General features: G+C 41.1%; 16 protein-coding genes. 8 read left to right on the top strand and 8 right to left on the bottom strand.

Annotated features, from left to right (window positions below; all coding sequences use genetic code 11):
* Window positions 1-3 precede the first annotated feature (3 nt).
* Window positions 4-1,380 carry an N-acetylglucosamine-specific PTS transporter subunit IIBC gene (gene nagE, locus IRB79_RS14980; protein WP_243503264.1) on the bottom strand — a complete coding sequence of 459 codons (1,377 nt, stop codon included), beginning with the start codon at window positions 1,378-1,380 and terminating at the stop codon, window positions 4-6.
* A gap of 290 nt (window positions 1,381-1,670) precedes the next feature.
* Here nagE and nagB point away from each other — a divergent pair, with 290 nt between their 5' ends.
* The 3 genes from nagB to IRB79_RS14965 are packed head-to-tail and all read left to right on the top strand — an operon-like array spanning window position 1,671 to window position 3,377.
* Window positions 1,671-2,408 carry a glucosamine-6-phosphate deaminase gene (nagB, locus tag IRB79_RS14975; protein ID WP_243509426.1) on the top strand — a complete coding sequence of 246 codons (738 nt, stop codon included), beginning with the start codon at window positions 1,671-1,673 and terminating at the stop codon, window positions 2,406-2,408.
* A gap of 14 nt (window positions 2,409-2,422) precedes the next feature.
* Entirely contained in the window at window positions 2,423-3,160 is a 738-nt protein-coding gene (locus IRB79_RS14970; RefSeq protein ID WP_243503263.1) for an SIS domain-containing protein, read from the top strand.
* Window positions 3,161-3,164: 4 nt separating this feature from the next.
* Complete coding sequence (locus IRB79_RS14965) at window positions 3,165-3,377, top strand: aspartyl-phosphate phosphatase Spo0E family protein (protein WP_243503262.1); 213 nt, start codon at window positions 3,165-3,167, stop codon at window positions 3,375-3,377.
* A 122-nt stretch (window positions 3,378-3,499) separates the two neighbouring features.
* Here the strand turns inward: IRB79_RS14965 and IRB79_RS14960 are convergent, their stop codons facing one another.
* The 4 genes from IRB79_RS14960 to IRB79_RS14945 form a co-directional block, all read right to left on the bottom strand.
* Entirely contained in the window at window positions 3,500-5,440 is a 1,941-nt protein-coding gene (locus tag IRB79_RS14960; protein WP_243503261.1) for an ABC transporter permease, read from the bottom strand.
* Entirely contained in the window at window positions 5,430-6,191 is a 762-nt protein-coding gene (locus tag IRB79_RS14955; protein ID WP_243503260.1) for an ABC transporter ATP-binding protein, read from the bottom strand. The genes IRB79_RS14960 and IRB79_RS14955 overlap by 11 nt, the downstream gene beginning before the upstream one ends.
* 99 nt (window positions 6,192-6,290) lie before the next feature.
* Complete coding sequence (locus IRB79_RS14950; protein WP_243503259.1) at window positions 6,291-7,295, bottom strand: sensor histidine kinase; 1,005 nt, start codon at window positions 7,293-7,295, stop codon at window positions 6,291-6,293.
* Window positions 7,288-7,983, bottom strand: a complete 696-nt coding sequence (locus tag IRB79_RS14945) for a response regulator transcription factor (protein ID WP_243503258.1) — start codon at window positions 7,981-7,983, stop codon at window positions 7,288-7,290. The genes IRB79_RS14950 and IRB79_RS14945 overlap by 8 nt, the downstream gene beginning before the upstream one ends.
* Window positions 7,984-8,094: 111 nt before the next feature.
* Here IRB79_RS14945 and IRB79_RS14940 point away from each other — a divergent pair, with 111 nt between their 5' ends.
* A complete protein-coding gene (locus IRB79_RS14940; protein WP_243503257.1) occupies window positions 8,095-8,811 on the top strand; it encodes a sulfite exporter TauE/SafE family protein in 717 nt (238 codons plus the stop codon).
* A 142-nt stretch (window positions 8,812-8,953) separates the two neighbouring features.
* The gene (locus IRB79_RS14935) at window positions 8,954-9,385 is read left to right on the top strand and encodes a hypothetical protein (protein WP_243503256.1); all 432 of its coding nucleotides are present in this window, start codon (window positions 8,954-8,956) and stop codon (window positions 9,383-9,385) included.
* Between the two features lie 54 nt (window positions 9,386-9,439).
* Here IRB79_RS14935 and IRB79_RS14930 read toward each other — a convergent pair whose 3' ends face one another.
* Window positions 9,440-11,206, bottom strand: coding sequence for a M4 family metallopeptidase (locus tag IRB79_RS14930; RefSeq protein WP_431833435.1), 1,767 nt, complete (start codon window positions 11,204-11,206; stop codon window positions 9,440-9,442).
* Window positions 11,207-11,448: 242 nt separating this feature from the next.
* Here IRB79_RS14930 and IRB79_RS14925 point away from each other — a divergent pair, with 242 nt between their 5' ends.
* From IRB79_RS14925 to IRB79_RS14915, 3 genes are all read left to right on the top strand, one after another.
* Window positions 11,449-12,147 (top strand): DUF4047 domain-containing protein, encoded by a 699-nt coding sequence (locus tag IRB79_RS14925; protein ID WP_243503254.1) that lies wholly within the window; start codon window positions 11,449-11,451, stop codon window positions 12,145-12,147.
* A complete protein-coding gene (gene sipW / locus IRB79_RS14920) occupies window positions 12,119-12,661 on the top strand; it encodes a signal peptidase I SipW (protein WP_197206790.1) in 543 nt (180 codons plus the stop codon). The genes IRB79_RS14925 and sipW overlap by 29 nt, the downstream gene beginning before the upstream one ends.
* Before the next feature lie 79 nt (window positions 12,662-12,740).
* Window positions 12,741-13,340: a TasA family protein gene (locus IRB79_RS14915; protein WP_197206791.1), complete on the top strand. Its 600-nt coding sequence runs from the start codon at window positions 12,741-12,743 to the stop codon at window positions 13,338-13,340.
* A gap of 46 nt (window positions 13,341-13,386) precedes the next feature.
* Here the strand turns inward: IRB79_RS14915 and IRB79_RS14910 are convergent, their stop codons facing one another.
* Both IRB79_RS14910 and IRB79_RS14905 read right to left on the bottom strand, forming a co-directional pair.
* A complete protein-coding gene (locus tag IRB79_RS14910; RefSeq protein WP_197206792.1) occupies window positions 13,387-14,646 on the bottom strand; it encodes a helix-turn-helix domain-containing protein in 1,260 nt (419 codons plus the stop codon).
* A gap of 234 nt (window positions 14,647-14,880) precedes the next feature.
* The gene (locus tag IRB79_RS14905) at window positions 14,881-15,345 is read right to left on the bottom strand and encodes a hypothetical protein (RefSeq protein ID WP_243503253.1); all 465 of its coding nucleotides are present in this window, start codon (window positions 15,343-15,345) and stop codon (window positions 14,881-14,883) included.
* Between the last annotated feature and the right edge of the window lie 52 nt (window positions 15,346-15,397).

The following is a 15,397-nucleotide window of genomic DNA, read 5'->3' as shown; positions in this document are numbered from 1 at the left end:
TTACTACTTCTTAATTTTCTTCATTTCATCTGCTACAAACTCTACATCTGTTCCAACAATGATCTGCAGATTGGTTTTGCTTAATTTCATGATTCCTTTAGCACCATGTGCCTTCAGTGCACTTTCCTTAACTTTTTCCATATCAGCAATATTTAAGCGAAGGCGTGTTGCACAGTTATCAATGGAAGTGATGTTGTCAGCTCCGCCAATATCTTTGATAAACTGGCTGGCCATAACTTCATACTTATTATTGCCCTGAGCAGCAGGTGCCTCTTCTTCTTCAACTGCGTCTGTTTCATCTTCACGGCCAGGCGTTTTCAGGTCTAACGCTTTTATTAAGGCATAGAAGATAACGAAGTAAAGAATAGCGTAGATGACGCCAATTCCCAAAAGCAGCAGCGGCTTTTCAGCGATATTAAAGTTCAGCGCAAAATCGAGTGCGCCTGCTGAGAATGTGAAACCATCGCGGATGCCCAATAGAGAGGTAACCCACATGGAAACCCCGGTTAAGATTGCGTGCACTCCATATAGAAGCGGTGCAATAAACATAAATGAGAACTCGATTGGTTCCGTAATACCAGTCAGGAATGAAGTCAGTGCAAGACCGATGAACATTCCTGATACAGCTTTTCTTTTTTCAGGCTTAGCTGTTGCAATGATCGCAAAAGCTGCAGCAGGAAGACCGAACATCATAACAGGGAAGAATCCAGTCATGTAAGCGCCTGCTGATGGGTCTCCGGCGAAGAAGCGGGCAATATCTCCATTAACTCCTTCAAATTCGCCGAACTGGAACCAGAATAAACTGTTCAATACGTGATGAAGACCTAATGGAATAAGCAGGCGGTTTAAGAATCCAAATAGACCTGATCCCAAAGCGCCGAGACCAATAATCCAGTTGCCCAGTGAATCGATTGCACCCTGGATAGGAGGCCAGGCAAAACCAGCGATGGCAGCCAGCAAAATCATCGTTACGGAAGTAATAATCGGAACGAATCGGCGGCCGCTGAAGAATCCGAGCCAATCCGGAAGTTTGATATCATGGAAGCGGTTATATAATAATCCAGCAATAATACCGGCAATAATACCGCCCAGAACTCCCATATTTATATTTTCATCGATGGCAATTGCCCCTTCGGTTAATACAAGAAAACCGATGGCGCCTGAAAGGGCAGCTGCTCCATTACTGTCTTTCGCAAATCCCATCGCAACCCCGATGGCAAAAATAAGTGCCAGGTTGGCGAAAATGGCATTGCCGGCATTTGCAATAAACGGAATGCCCAATAAATCATCTTGTCCAAAGCGGAGCAGTAGACCGGCGGCAGGCAGGACGGCAATCGGAAGCATTAATGCCTTACCAATTCTTTGTAAGAATCCTAACATATTGATCTCTCCTTAATAAAAAATTATGAATAAGAAAGCGTTTTACTAAACTGTCGTAATCATACCAAAATATAAATATAGTTGTCTATACCATTTTGAAAGAAAAAATTCTAAAGGGCAGGATTTTCTTTCTTATATTAAGACTTTTCTAACAATGAAATTGGTATAGACAACTATACTTTGAGGTGATACGATAATTAATATAAATGGGTTTATTTAATTACTATATTTTGCAATTAAAAGTGCAAATATATTCTTATTCAGCTTTTTGAGCAAGGAGGAAACTCATGATGGAGATTATTAAAGTAACCAATTATGAAGAAATGAGTAAAACCGCAGCAGATTATATCATCAGGAAGGTCCGCCAGCTTCCTGAAGCAACACTGGGATTGGCAACCGGAAGCACCCCTGTGGGAACCTATAAAAGGTTGATTGAAGATCACCAGGGCAACAAAACATCATATAAAAACGTGACAACTTTTAATCTGGATGAATATATCGGTCTTTCTGGGGAAAATCCGCAAAGCTACCGTTATTTTATGGATACAGTATTGTTTAATCATCTGGACATCCAGAAGGAAAATACTTTTGTCCCCAATGGTACGCTTGAGGATTTGGGAGAAGAATGCCGTAATTATGAAAATAAGCTGAAAAACCATGGTGGCATTGATCTGCAAATTTTGGGGATCGGCAATAATGGACATATTGGCTTCAATGAGCCTGGCACGTCTTTTTTATCTAAAACTCATATTGTTGATTTAGCAGATTCTACTATTAAAGCCAATGCCAGGTTTTTTAATACGATCGAAGAGGTGCCGACCCAAGCCATTACAATGGGAATCTCAACGATCATGCAGAGCAGGGAGATCCTTCTTCTCGCTTCAGGTGAAGCAAAAGCGGATGCCATTCAAAAGCTTCTTGGAAATGGTGTTAATGAACTTTTCCCGGCATCCATCTTAAAAAATCATCCAAACGTTAAAGTGATTGCCGACGAAGCGGCTCTAAGCGCATCAAAAGTCTCGGTATAAATGGGGTAGTAGCAATGCTTGCGAAATATCTGAATGAAGTAAAAGAATTATTGACCCTTTTGGAAATAGAAGAAGGTCAAAAAATGAAAAATGCCGCCCGTGCTTTGGCTGAGTGTATTCAAAACAATGGGATTATTCATGTTTTTGGATGCGGTCACTCTCATATGCTCGGGGAAGAGCTGTTTTACCGGGCAGGAGGGCTCGCCCCGATTAAGCCTATTTTTGCAGAGGATTTAATGCTTCATAAGGGAGCGGTCCGTTCCTCATTAATGGAAAAACAAAATGATCTTGCGGAAAGCTTTATGGAGAATGCTGATATCCGGCCTGGTGATGTCGTCATTGTAGCATCAACATCTGGACGGAATCCAGTCCCGATCGATGTAGCTGAAATCTCAAAAGAGAGTGGAGCATTCGTCATTGGGATCACATCCCCGCGTTATGCGAACACTCAATCCTCCCGGCACAAAAACGGAAAGTATCTTTATTCATCTGTGGATTTGGCGATCGACAATCATATAGAACCAGGGGACGCATTGATGGAGCATTCAGCTTTGGGGATTCGGTTTGGCTCCGCCTCATCTATTATTGGCTTTGCGATTGTAAACAGCCTAATGGCGGAAGCAGTGGAAGTGATGATAGAAAACGGGTTCGAACCGCCTATCTTTAAAAGCGGCAATGTAGACGGAGCAGAACAGCATAACCGCGAGCTGGTTAGAAGGTATAAATCCCGAATTCCGCTTCTGGAAGGATAAGGGGATGGAATTACTAAAGGCAATTGAACAGACCAGGCAAGCTATGATTGCATGCATTCATTCAAGGGGACTAACCGATGAAGAGACCTTGAAATTAAGCCAGGAACTGGATAAGTTAATTGTTGAATCACAGCTAATGAAAAGTTTTAAAAGTATGATCCTAATGAGACAAATTGCAAATAAATGCGAAGAAATTGCAAACAAATCCAATAATTAGCAAATAAACTCTGAAAACTTGCAAAAAAACAATGGAATCTGGCAAACAAGCTTGGAAAACTGCAAATAAAACCAACAAAAACCAAACCGCTCAGGCCAGCATACCTGAGCGGTTTTTCCGTTCTATAGTGCATCTTTTATCACTTTTTTCGAATAAATCACAGACAAAATTCCGAAAATCGAATAAAGCACCGTGTAAAGCACCATAACCAGGATCATCGGCATCCAAAGCTCGCTTCCGAAGAAGAACCAGCCGGATTTTACGGCAAAGTAGCTGTGCAGAAGGCCGACGATAAGCGGAATTCCAAAGTTGAATGCCATTTTGGATCGAATCCCGCGCAGCAGGTCTCCCTGTGTAAAGCCAAGTTTCCGCAGAATTGTATAGTTTGGTTTTTCATCCTCACTCTGATCCATTTGTTTGAAATAAAGGATGCAGCCTGAAGTGACCAGGAAGGTTAAGCCAAGAAAACCGACAATAAACATGACCAGTCCCATGTTCATTTTTTGCCTTGTGCTCATCTCTTGCTGGGAATCGGCTCTGCCGCTGAACTCCATCTTTTTGAAGAGTGTATTGGCTTTTTCAATATCGCTGTCATTCTTCATATCCACTCCGATGAAAAGCGAATCCTCCAGCTGGATCTCAGGATTAAGGTCTGCTTTCAGCTCTTCATACACCTGCTCATCCACAATGGCCACCGGCAGCCCGCCTGCTGTAAAATAAAACGGGATGACAAAGTCTTTATTTAGCCCTATATAATTTTGTTTAATGGTATTTGTTTTTCCCTTGAACTCAAGCTTTCCTGAGTCCTTCATCGTCATGAACTTCTGCAGTGCATCATTATATCCAGTCAGCACGGTTTCATTAGGGGAAAGTTCCATGCCAGCTATGGACTTTTCGCTTACAACCGGCAAAAGCATGGTTGGCGAATCAAAATTCATTTCTTCCAGATTGACATCCAGGATGTCCTCCATATCAGCATCCACCTGCAATACCTCAATACTTTGTTCCTTATACTCTAACCCCTCTTTATGAAGGCTCCCTATAAACTTCCCTGCATCTTCCTTGTCAGTGAACGAAAAGTGGGAGGGGAGGCTATCCTGGGCTGATTTTTCCGCTGAGTAGTAAGAAATATAGCTTAATGACAGCAGCCCGATCGCAAGGGCGGACACAGTTGTAATAATCGTTAAAAGCAGTGCACTCGACTTCATGCGGAACATGATGGAGGACAATGAAAGCACTTCGTTAACATTCAGGTATCCATCTTTCCTTTTGCGGATCAGGCTGGCGATAAAGCTTACCGATCCTTTGTAGAAAAGATAGGTTCCAATGATAACGGAAGCAAGGATGACCACCATCGCGAGGAACAGCTCGTTCATGGACGTGAAATCCCCGCCAAATAAAAGGGAAGAGATATAATAGCCGGCAATGATCAAGGCTAAACCAAGCACCCCCAAGATCATTTCCATAATGGACAGCTTTTTGACTTTTCCTTCTGCAACCGAAACCACCCTGAATAAAGATAGAATGGTTTGCCTTTTGATAAAAACAAAGTTCATCAGCATGATGAAAACATAAATTACCGTAAAGACGATGACAGTCTGCAAAAGCGCCTCACTTGAAAAGTGCAATGACGCAATTCCTTCAACACCTGTCAATTTAAAAAGGATCATCAGTATTAATTTTGAAACTGAAAAACCGATAAAGATTCCAATGATCAAGGAACCAAAATACAGCAAGAGATTTTCCAGGCTAAGCAGCCTGAAAATTTCATTTTTTGTCATTCCTATCAGCTGAAAAAGCCCGATTTCTTTGCTTCGCCTTTTGATAAAGATAGTGTTGGCGTACAGAAGAAAGATGGAAACGATCGCAACGAGCAGGATAGAGGCTGTTTTGATTGCTGCTGCACCTTTAATCGAGCCTTTTGCTTCAGACATCGATGGGTCATATTGAAGGGTGACAAAGGCGAAATAGAGCGCAACACTGAAAATGAGCGCGAACACATAGAGATAATAATTTTTCAGATTCTTTTTCAGATTGCGGAGGATGATGGTATTAATGCTCATGCTGCACACCGCCCAAAACGCCTTGTGTTTTCATAATATCCTTGAAAAAAGCCTGTCTTGATTGATCACCCTTATTCAGCTGAGTATAAATCTGGCCATCCTTGATGAAAATAACCCGGCTGCAGAAGCTAGCAGCAACAGGATCATGGGTAACCATGATGATCGTTGCTTTCCTTTTCTCATTTAAATCACTTAACTTATTTAATAAGTCTGATGCTGATTTCGAATCCAGCGCACCTGTCGGCTCATCCGCGAAAATGATGCTTGGTTCATGAATGAAAGCACGAGCTGCAGAAGTCCGCTGCTTTTGCCCGCCGGAAATTTCATTAGGGTATTTATCCTTTAACTCGAATATGCCCAGTTCACCCGCAACCTCTGCAAACTTTTCATCTGCCTCTTTTTTTGGTGTTTTGCTGATGGAAAGCGGGAGAAGGATATTTTCCTTCACTGTCAATGTATCCAGGAGATTATATTCCTGAAAAATAAACCCGAGATGCTTCTTGCGGAACTGGGCGAGCTGCTTTTCCTTCAGTCTTGTCATTTCCTTTTCTTCAATCTTGATTTCTCCGCCGCTAACACTATCAATAGACGAGAGTACATTGAGAAGAGTGGTCTTCCCTGAACCTGAAGCGCCCATAATGCTTACAAATTCACCCGTTTCAATTTTCATATCAATTCCTTTTAATACTTCCTGCCTATTAAATTTATTGCCGTAGCTTTTATGAATTTTTTTGGCTTCAAGTACAAACATGTGTAACCATCCTTTCTTTGATAGCTTTATTATAGAAGGTTACGTTTATGTAATTCCTTCGATTGAACGAACAAACAGCAAAAGCATGTGACATTTCTGTCACATGCCTGTTATGCTGACGAAATCATTGCGGGTAGGGAAGACAAGTGTCATGATTGTGCCTTTGCCTAAACAAGCCTCCACATGGATTTTTATTTTTAGCTGGTCTGCGGCTTTTTTGGCTAAATATAACCCCATGCCTGTTGCTGCGTTTTCATGGTGATTTGCAGTAGATGTGAACCCCTTCTCAAAGATTCGCGGCAAATCCCTTTGATCAATGCCTCTGCCAAAATCCTGAATCCTCAACGATATTATACCGTCATGCTGCGAACCCGAAATCAAAATGTCTGATTTCTCACTATACTTCACAGCGTTGGTTAAAAGCTGGCGAATGATAAAACTAAACCATTTCGCGTCGCTCAGAGCTTCCGTTTCTTCCATTTCCATTTCAAAGCCAATGCCTTTTTGCATGCACCAGGACTGCAGAGATTTGATTTCACTGTATAGGATGTCTTCGAGATTAATCATTTCAATATACAAGTCATTTTCCATAGAAGGAATCCGCTTTTGATGCAGCTGTTGATCAAGAAGAAGGTGTATGCGCAGCCATTCATACGTCAGGGCGGATTTAAGGGTCTGATCCCCAATCCGGTCAATCATGAGATGCATGGCAGTCAAGGGTGTTTTTACTTCATGAATCCAGGACAGAAGTTCATCTTTTTCCTGCTCGAGAAGTGTCCAGTTCTGGGTGAACTCCTTTTTAAACCGTTCGGTTTGGCTAACCAGGCCCGACTCCACTATTTTTTCAAATGGGCTTTCTGACTCCGGTATGCTCGATAGATCTAAATTATCTTCCCTCTCGGCTACTTCTCTGTAAAATCGTGTTTCTTTTTGATAACGGAGAAAGATGAACCCAGTAAAAATGATTGCAGATAAAAAGGTGTAATAAAGGAATGGCTTAAGAGATATGGCAGAGTCCATATATACTACAAAGGCAGCAAGCACCTGAAGGAAACCGAACAGCAGGATCCAGCTTAACCTTTCCCAGATATATTTCCTAAACATGCGAGGCATCCTCTTCAATTGCCATATATCCCTGGCCGACCTTTGTTTCGATCCTGGTGCCAAGCCCAATTTCATCAAGCTTTTTCCTTAGTCTATTAATATTGACCGTTAGAGTATTGTCGCTAATGAATCGTTTGTCATCCCATAAGCTATTGATGATATCATCCCTGCTGACAATTTGATTTTTTCTTTCTATCAGAAGCCTTAATATGTAAATTTCATTTTTCGTTAATTCTATGCAGCCACTTTCATTTGTAACGGTATTCTTTTCGAAATCAACCGCTGCACCGCACCAGGTCTTGAGGTTATTCTGAACGGCACTATAGTTATAGACACGTCTGAGTATTGCCTGTATTTTGGCAATCAGCACATCGAAGTGGAAGGGCTTTTGGACAAAATCGTCAGCGCCAAGCTGCATGGACATGACCATATCTGTTGGATGATCCCGGGATGACAGGAAAATAATCGGCACATTCGAATGTGAACGAATCATCCGGCACCAATGAAACCCGTCGAACTTCGGAAGCTGGATATCGATAATGACCAAATCAGGCTGAATGTCAGCAAACTCCTTCATGACTCCACTGAAGTCCTGAATTCCATGGACTTCATAAGACCACTGGGAGAGACGGTCTTTGATTTCAGTAAAAAGGGAGGCATCATCCTCAATTAAAAGCACTTTAAACAATTAACTCACCACACTTTTGCATATTCCTTCCATTATTGTATAGGAAAAGCTCAAGGTGTGCCAGATTGTTTCCAGGCTGTGTTAAAATAGGGTAAAAAGCAGGTTTTGTGCATGGAAATCTTTCTCTTCATCCTTATTATTTTAATTGCATCCATTTTACAGACAAGCACGGGATTTGGTTTCTCAATCCTGGCCACACCGTTTTTGCTGCTTCTTTTTGAACCTAGAGAAGCCATTCAAATTAATTTGATTTTATCTTTAATTATTTCTGCTGCCTTATTTTCAAAAATCAAGAAGGATACAGACTTTGGAGTTTTGAAAAGGTTCGCAATTGGAAGTGCAGCCGGGCTGCCCATCGGTATTGCCATTTTTTTATTTTTGGACATTTCCCGGCTGAAGTTAGCTGTCAGTTTCATTATTTTGCTTTTAACTCTCCTTTTGATGGCGAATTTCCGTGTGAAAGAAACAAGCCGCAGGGATTATTCAGTAGGCGGATTGTCAGGAATAATGACAACAAGCATTGGCATGCCAGGCCCGCCGCTCCTGTTATATTTTTCAGGAACTGATACCGAAAAAGAGCGGCTTAGGGGAACCACTTTGGCTTTTTACTTGTTTATCTATTCGGCGAGTCTGGTATTTCAGATTATCTTTGCAGGGACCAATAAGACGATTTGGCTTTCAAGCTTGTATGCTTTGCCGCTGGTGCTGCTGGGTCTATACCTGGGACAAATTTTATTTGTTAAAATCAATCAGCGTTTTTTCAAGGTTTTTACATACATTATATTGATTTTCACAGGGATTTACCTGCTGGCTGCGAGTGTGGGGTAGGTAGTAAACATGAAAAAAAGGCGGGGCTATTAAAATAGCGTTAATTAGTATTAAGCTGCCTTGAAATTTATTGAAATAAAGTAAATTACGAAGAGGGTGTCTGCTCTTGAGTAAAAAACTTATCCTTTGGAGTTTATGCTTCATGTTTTCATTCTTTGGTTTTTACCTTATAGAACATCTTTTTACGGTAAAGCCGCATGTGGTTTCCGGCAATGGAAATTTAGGCATCCTCGTCATCTTTCTTTTTACACCTGTCTTTATTTCCAGTTGGGTCTATACTTTTAAACTGGTAAAAGCAAAGGTTGTGAAAGATAGTAAAATCACTATAGGAATCTTTCTTTTTGCACTTGCCGGCTGTGTTTTGCTGATGATTGCCATTCATGATTACACAAGTGAGCTGATCATCGCTCTTGGAGGAACGCCCGATAACCCAGAATCAAGAATTTACCGTTTTGGCTGGTTTAATCAATACACAAATAGTCTTTATTTTAATGTTTACACCTTTTTCTTAACCCATATTATCACCGTAATTTTAGGCATCCTTTCAGCTATGAGGAAGGCAAAGCTATATTAAAAAACTCGCCATAGCAAAAATGTGGCGAGTTTCTCTTTATTTTAGAAGATAATTTTACTGAACGCCAACAGCATCATATGCTGCCATGACGGCCTTTACCTCAGCTGAAGGCTGTCCGTTTCGATCCGGATGCAGATCTCTTGCCGCCTGGATGGCTGCCTGGCGCATTTGGCTGAAGTCGGAGCTTGCTGTCAGGTAATGGGTAAGTGCTCTGTAGAAGATCTTCTCGGCTTTTGTCTTTCCAATTCCTGTAACCGAAACACCGTAATGAGTGCCTCCATCTGTGATCAGATGGGCTGCTTTGTTGTTGATGCTGCTGTTGATATGCACACCGCCTTTATCAAGTTCTCCAATATAACGTTTGCTGTAGTGATCAGGGTAGTAGCCTGATTCTGTATAGCCGCCAATATAGACCGAACCTGGATCACTCATGGAACGGAGACCGTCACCTGGTGTATTAGGCGTCCAAATATCCTCGCCCAATAACCATAGGTCTTCACCTGTTTTATTTTCAGCGAAAGCCCCTAAAATATCTGCAATGGATTCATTGATCGCACCGGATTCATTTTCATAAATTAAATCGGCTGTATTGGTGATAACACCGTGTGTCATTTCATGCCCGATCACATCAAGACCGCCGGACAAGGAAATCATGCGAGTCCCGTCACCATCACCGTATAGCATCTGCTTCCCATTCCATGCAGCATTATTCCACTTCGAACCGATATGGACAGTTGAAACTAATTTCATCCCATCGCCATCAAGGGAATCCCGGCCATGAACCTTTTTATAGTAATCATAAACTTTACCTGCGTTCACATGTGCAGACACAGCAGAGGGATCATAGAAGAAGTTATTTCGGCTTTCAACCTCAAATCCAGTTAGGCCCAAAAGCGCTGAAAGGATAATAAACGTGTTTTCAGGCATGCGGTTCGCTTTGAATGTATGGACTCCCTTAGATCTTGTCCCATCGAATAAATAATGTGTTCCTGTTTCCGGATCTTTAACTGACTGGAATGACTGCAGTGTCCCGAAAATATCCATTCCTCTTGCCTGAACAGGTTCTGAAACAGTCGGAAGTGCTTTCGGTGCAGGCTGGGAAGAAGCCGTCTGCTGTGCCTCAGGTTGTTCAGGCAAAGATGGTGTCAGTTCTGTGATGGCATTATAGCTATGAATGATGTTTCCAGTTGCAGCATCTACGAAATAATGCCAATACCCCGGTGCCGGCGCTGAGGTGGAAGCTGTTACATAATAAGCCAGAACCTTTTGCCCATTATGCGGATAAATAACAAGTTCTCCTTCTATACCGTCATAGCTCTTCACTTCTCCGATTTTATCTTCAATGCTTTCCTTTACCTTTTCCAATGCTTCATCTTCCCCCAGTTTCGCATCTGTAGGAATAATGGAACGTGCCAGATTTGGTGTAACTTTACCGAAGAAGGCTGTCACATTGTTACTGTCGTCCAAAGCAATGGTCTGCTGTGATCCGTATACAGGAATTCCGTTATATTGCTCTACTGTTCTGAAATGGTGTGTGTTTGTTTGCTTATCATTAAATTGATCAATGATTTTGAATTGATCCCTGGAATCGTAGCCGGCATTTTTGAATAAGTTCGCCTTTGATTGAAGGAACGCATAAACGGCTTCTTCCTTGTTCATTCCTTCAGGAGCTTGCCAGTTCCCAATTATGTAGGAAGGCGTCTTTAATTCCTGATGATACTTAACGATTTCTTCATTTGCCAGCACATTTTTGGCGGGCAGTGATAGTCCTGAGATGGCAAACGAAGCTGCCAGAACTGCAGGGAGGACTTTCTTTTTCAGCTGATTTCTTTTCAAACGGATCACCTCTTAATTTGGATTGGTATTTCAAGGTCCATTATTCTGAAAATTCCACAAATGGTCAATTGGGTTATAGGGATCAGCGAAATGACTGTCTTTCATGAACTCGGAAATCAAAATAGCTTGTATTTTGCCTTGGAATACCGCAAAATAACCCAATTTACTTTGCACATGACCTCTCGTATGCTTGTTCCACAGACACCTTTTCGAGAGGAGAGCGGGAGATGGGGAAGCAGTTGAACAAAGTCATATTGCCATGTCTTTGCTGCCTGAGTTTTTATGCGGGCACTCAGCTTGTCGGGAAAACAGAAGCTGCCTTTACAAGCCAGGCAGAGGCAAAGCCTATTAATATCTCCACTGCTTTTGTCTTCCCTTCATATATTCACGGGCTTGAAGAGAAAGCGAGGATAAGCAGTGAACAAATAGTAAAAGAGCAGGCGGGTTTAGAAACATCTGTGAAGAACGGGCTCTTTAATGGGACCGAAGATCCGCCCTCTGAATTTTTGAGAAAAAAAGAACAGATAACAGCCAGCTTGGAGGAACTTCATAGAATAAGAGCTGAACTGGAAAAACTGGACCGGCAAGCAGAAAAAAAGGAAGGATATGAGTATGTAAGTGAAGGTTTTCTAAAAGTAGACAAGCTCCTTTTGATAATGAATGATTCTCTTTATCTTCAGGAGCTGGAACAGCTTTTTAACCAAAAATTACAGGCGCGGAAGAAAGAGCAGCAAAACGAGGGCCTTAAAACAGACAAGTTGGATGAGGATGAAAAAATAGAAATACCTAAGCAAAAGGTAGACCACGAAGATACAATTGAAGAACAGGCGAACCTAAAGGAAGAACATTCTGTTACTAACGATCACACACAGAAGGATGAAGAGGAGGAAATAGCCAATGAAGAAAGCCCTGAAAATACTGAGTAAATGTATCAGTGCAGCAGGATTGATGCTCCTCTGCCTGCTTGCTATTTGGGTGATATCCTCAAAAGCATCCGGAGGAGAACCGTCCCTTGCAGGGTATCAGGCAAAAGCTGTTTTATCGGGATCGATGGAACCGACCTTCATGACAGGATCCATCATTCTAGTGAAACAACTGGACAGTAAAGAAAATTTAAAAACGGAAGATATTATTACCTTTAAATCAGGAGATAAATTAATTACCCATAGAATTGTCGAAGTAAAGACAACGAAAGCCGGAATTTTATATCAAACGAAAGGCGACAACAATGACGCTCCGGATATGGAATATGTGCAGCCTGAAAATATAACCGGTAAATATGCGGGTTTTACCATTCCATATGCAGGCTATGCTGCTGAGTTTGCAGCATCCAAGGAAGGAGCCGCACTCCTGCTGTTTATCCCGGGACTGCTCCTGCTGCTATCTGCAGGGAGGACTATTTTTCTGGCTCTTAAAGAATACGAAACTAAAAACGCTTAATACTTCGGTTATGCCTCTTATCTGCCACAGGTAAATAAGAGTTAAATAAATTTATAGTATTTAAAGGAGGAAGTAACACATGGGATTTGCAAAAAAGGTAAGTAAAGGACTTTTGACAGCTGCTTTAGGTTTTTCATTAATGGGTGGGGGTACATACGCTTACTTCAGCGATACGGAGGTTACGAATAACACGTTTGCAGCAGGTACCCTGGATTTGGCGGTAAACCCTGAAACAATCGTCAATATTGGCGATTTAAAACCAGGTGATGAAGTTTCACGTGAATTTACCATCACAAATAACGGCACTCTAGATATCTCCAAGATCTTGCTGCATACAAATTATCAGGTGGAAGATGCAAAATTAAATGGGGCTGCAAATGCGGATGATTTCGGCAAGCATATTAAAGTCACGATCCTTTACAATCAGGCTAACGCAACCGTACAGGTTGCAGAGACGACTTTGCATGAACTGCAATCACAAACTCCGGATTTAACAGCCATTGATAACTTTGTAGGAGGGGGAACAGTACCGGATGGCCTGAAACCTGGGGAAACCGATAAAATAATAGCGCTGTTCGAATTTGTGGATAACGGAGAGGACCAAAATGAATTCCAGGGAGATGCACTGCAGGTGGAATGGAAATTCAATGCAGAACAGGCTGAAGGAACAGTAAAATAATAGATGCGACAAAAAAATCCCTTGAAAGAAAATTCAAGGGATTTTTTTACACATTAATTAATTCTTTGCCTTCAAGCTGCCTGTTCAAATGAATGGCTTTTTCATGATTTCCTGTCTCGATGTAATATTCATAAAGCTTTTTGCCATACCTGCGCATAAGAATCATATGCTTAATTTTAACAAATTCAGGGAAAGCCTTTTCTTCCAAAAACTTAAAGTATTTCTCTCGCTGATGATAAAGCTGATACTTAGAAAGTTTAAATAACGATAAGTATAAAGTGCTTTTTAGCTCCTTTGAAACCTGAATCCCTTCGCATGCTTTTTTAAGAAGGGCTGTTTTACCGGATAATTTGCCTTCTATACAGGAATTAAGGTAAGAGTATAATCGCTGAAGATAAATGACTGTATTCCTGTCAGCTAAACGCAAGGCCTGTTTATAGCACTCCTTTGCCTTAGCATATTGTTCCCTATTAAAATACTCAAATCCTAAATTATTGTATAGCAGCCCTTTATAGTCATGAAATCCTATTCGTTCGCAGTCCCAGATTAAATGATGATACCGTTCTGCCAGTTTATCCATGTCGGTTAAGATATCACTGCTGATCTGCAGGAGGATAATGGATTCCGCTTTTATAGCCATCGTGTAGTTGTTTGTGTTTTTGAAGTGCTGCAATGATTTTTCCGCAAACATGTAAGCCATGATTTTTGAATCAATATAATGATAGGCGATTGCCAGGTGATAAAAGTATTCTTCATTGCCATATTCATTTATATCGATATTTTTTAAGACCTGAAGTGCCTTTTGCTGATCCGGGCTATCAGGTTTTATTGCTTGATTAATATAATACATCCCTTGAACATGGTAAAATAAATTTCTTTCAAAAAGGGAGAGGTTAGGAAACTCAGTGCCTATTTGCTTAATAATCCGGGATGCTTCTTCTAATTCCTGATGCAGGAAATGATATCTTGCCTTTAAAAGCAGATAGTGGGCTGCATATTTAGAAGACTGAATAAAAGGTGTGCTTTCCAGTTCATTTTTTATTTCCTCAGCCCTGGCTAATCTATACATAATGATGGCTTTATGCCATTCCTGCAGGCGCTTGTCCAAATCCCGAAAATATTCAATTTCCTTTTGAATGTCGATATTTAAAACGGCAGAGAAAAGTGAAATAATTTCCGGTGAATAAGCAGTTTTCCCTCTTTCAATTTTGCTTACATGGGTAGGAGTGCAAATCCCTTCACCTAACATGGCTTGTGTAAGTCCGGATTTTTCCCGGTAGAATTTAATAATTTCCCCTTCCAGCATGTGATCCTCTCCTTCTATATTATATATAGGTGAATATGCCAGGCAGCTGTCTCTTAAATACTTAATTATCTTTTATCTAAGATTTTCCTTTTTGGGGGAATTTTTAGGGTCAGAAGACATAACTCCTTTGGGGGAGTAAACAGGAAATAAGGAGAAAAGGCTCAACTGGGAGAAAGCAGAAAAGAGGGCAAAAAGAAAAATCTCCTATGAAAGATAAGGAGAATTTTCTGCTGTTTAATGGATGAGCGGCTCGAAGTACTTTGCTGCAAGCCCGCTAGCTTTTTCATGCTGTGACGACTTCCTGTAATAATGGAATAATTCTTTTTCATAGAGGTTGATTAATGTGCTATTCCCTAATTCATGGAGGTGGGGAAGGAATGTATTTTCTAAAAAGAGATAGTAATCATTTATGTCTTTATCTTCTAAAAGGATATCGAGCATATAAAAAACATATTGATAGGTTTTATTTTGAAATTGTTCAGCTAGCCTGCGGCCATCGTCAAGCAAGGATCTGAGATTTTGTTTCTTATAATGATCAAGATTAAGGCAGCTATGGACATAGCCTCTTATAGCACCTAATTTTATAAGTGGATTAGGAATTAAATCGCATTGTTCCAATACCTTTTTGTAAACTTCACTCGCTTCTGAATAAAAGCCTTTTGCAAAGTATTCAACGGCAAGATTATGCCAAAGGTTCATTTCCCTGGCTTCTTCTTTATGAGCCCGGCAGGACCTGATTAATGTATGATAC

It is taken from the genome of Cytobacillus oceanisediminis, from assembly GCF_022811925.1.
Taxonomy (GTDB): domain Bacteria; phylum Bacillota; class Bacilli; order Bacillales; family Cytobacillaceae; genus Cytobacillus; species Cytobacillus oceanisediminis_D.
The sequence above is the reverse complement of the archived record's forward strand: the minus strand, read 5'-3'. Positions and strand labels throughout refer to the sequence as shown.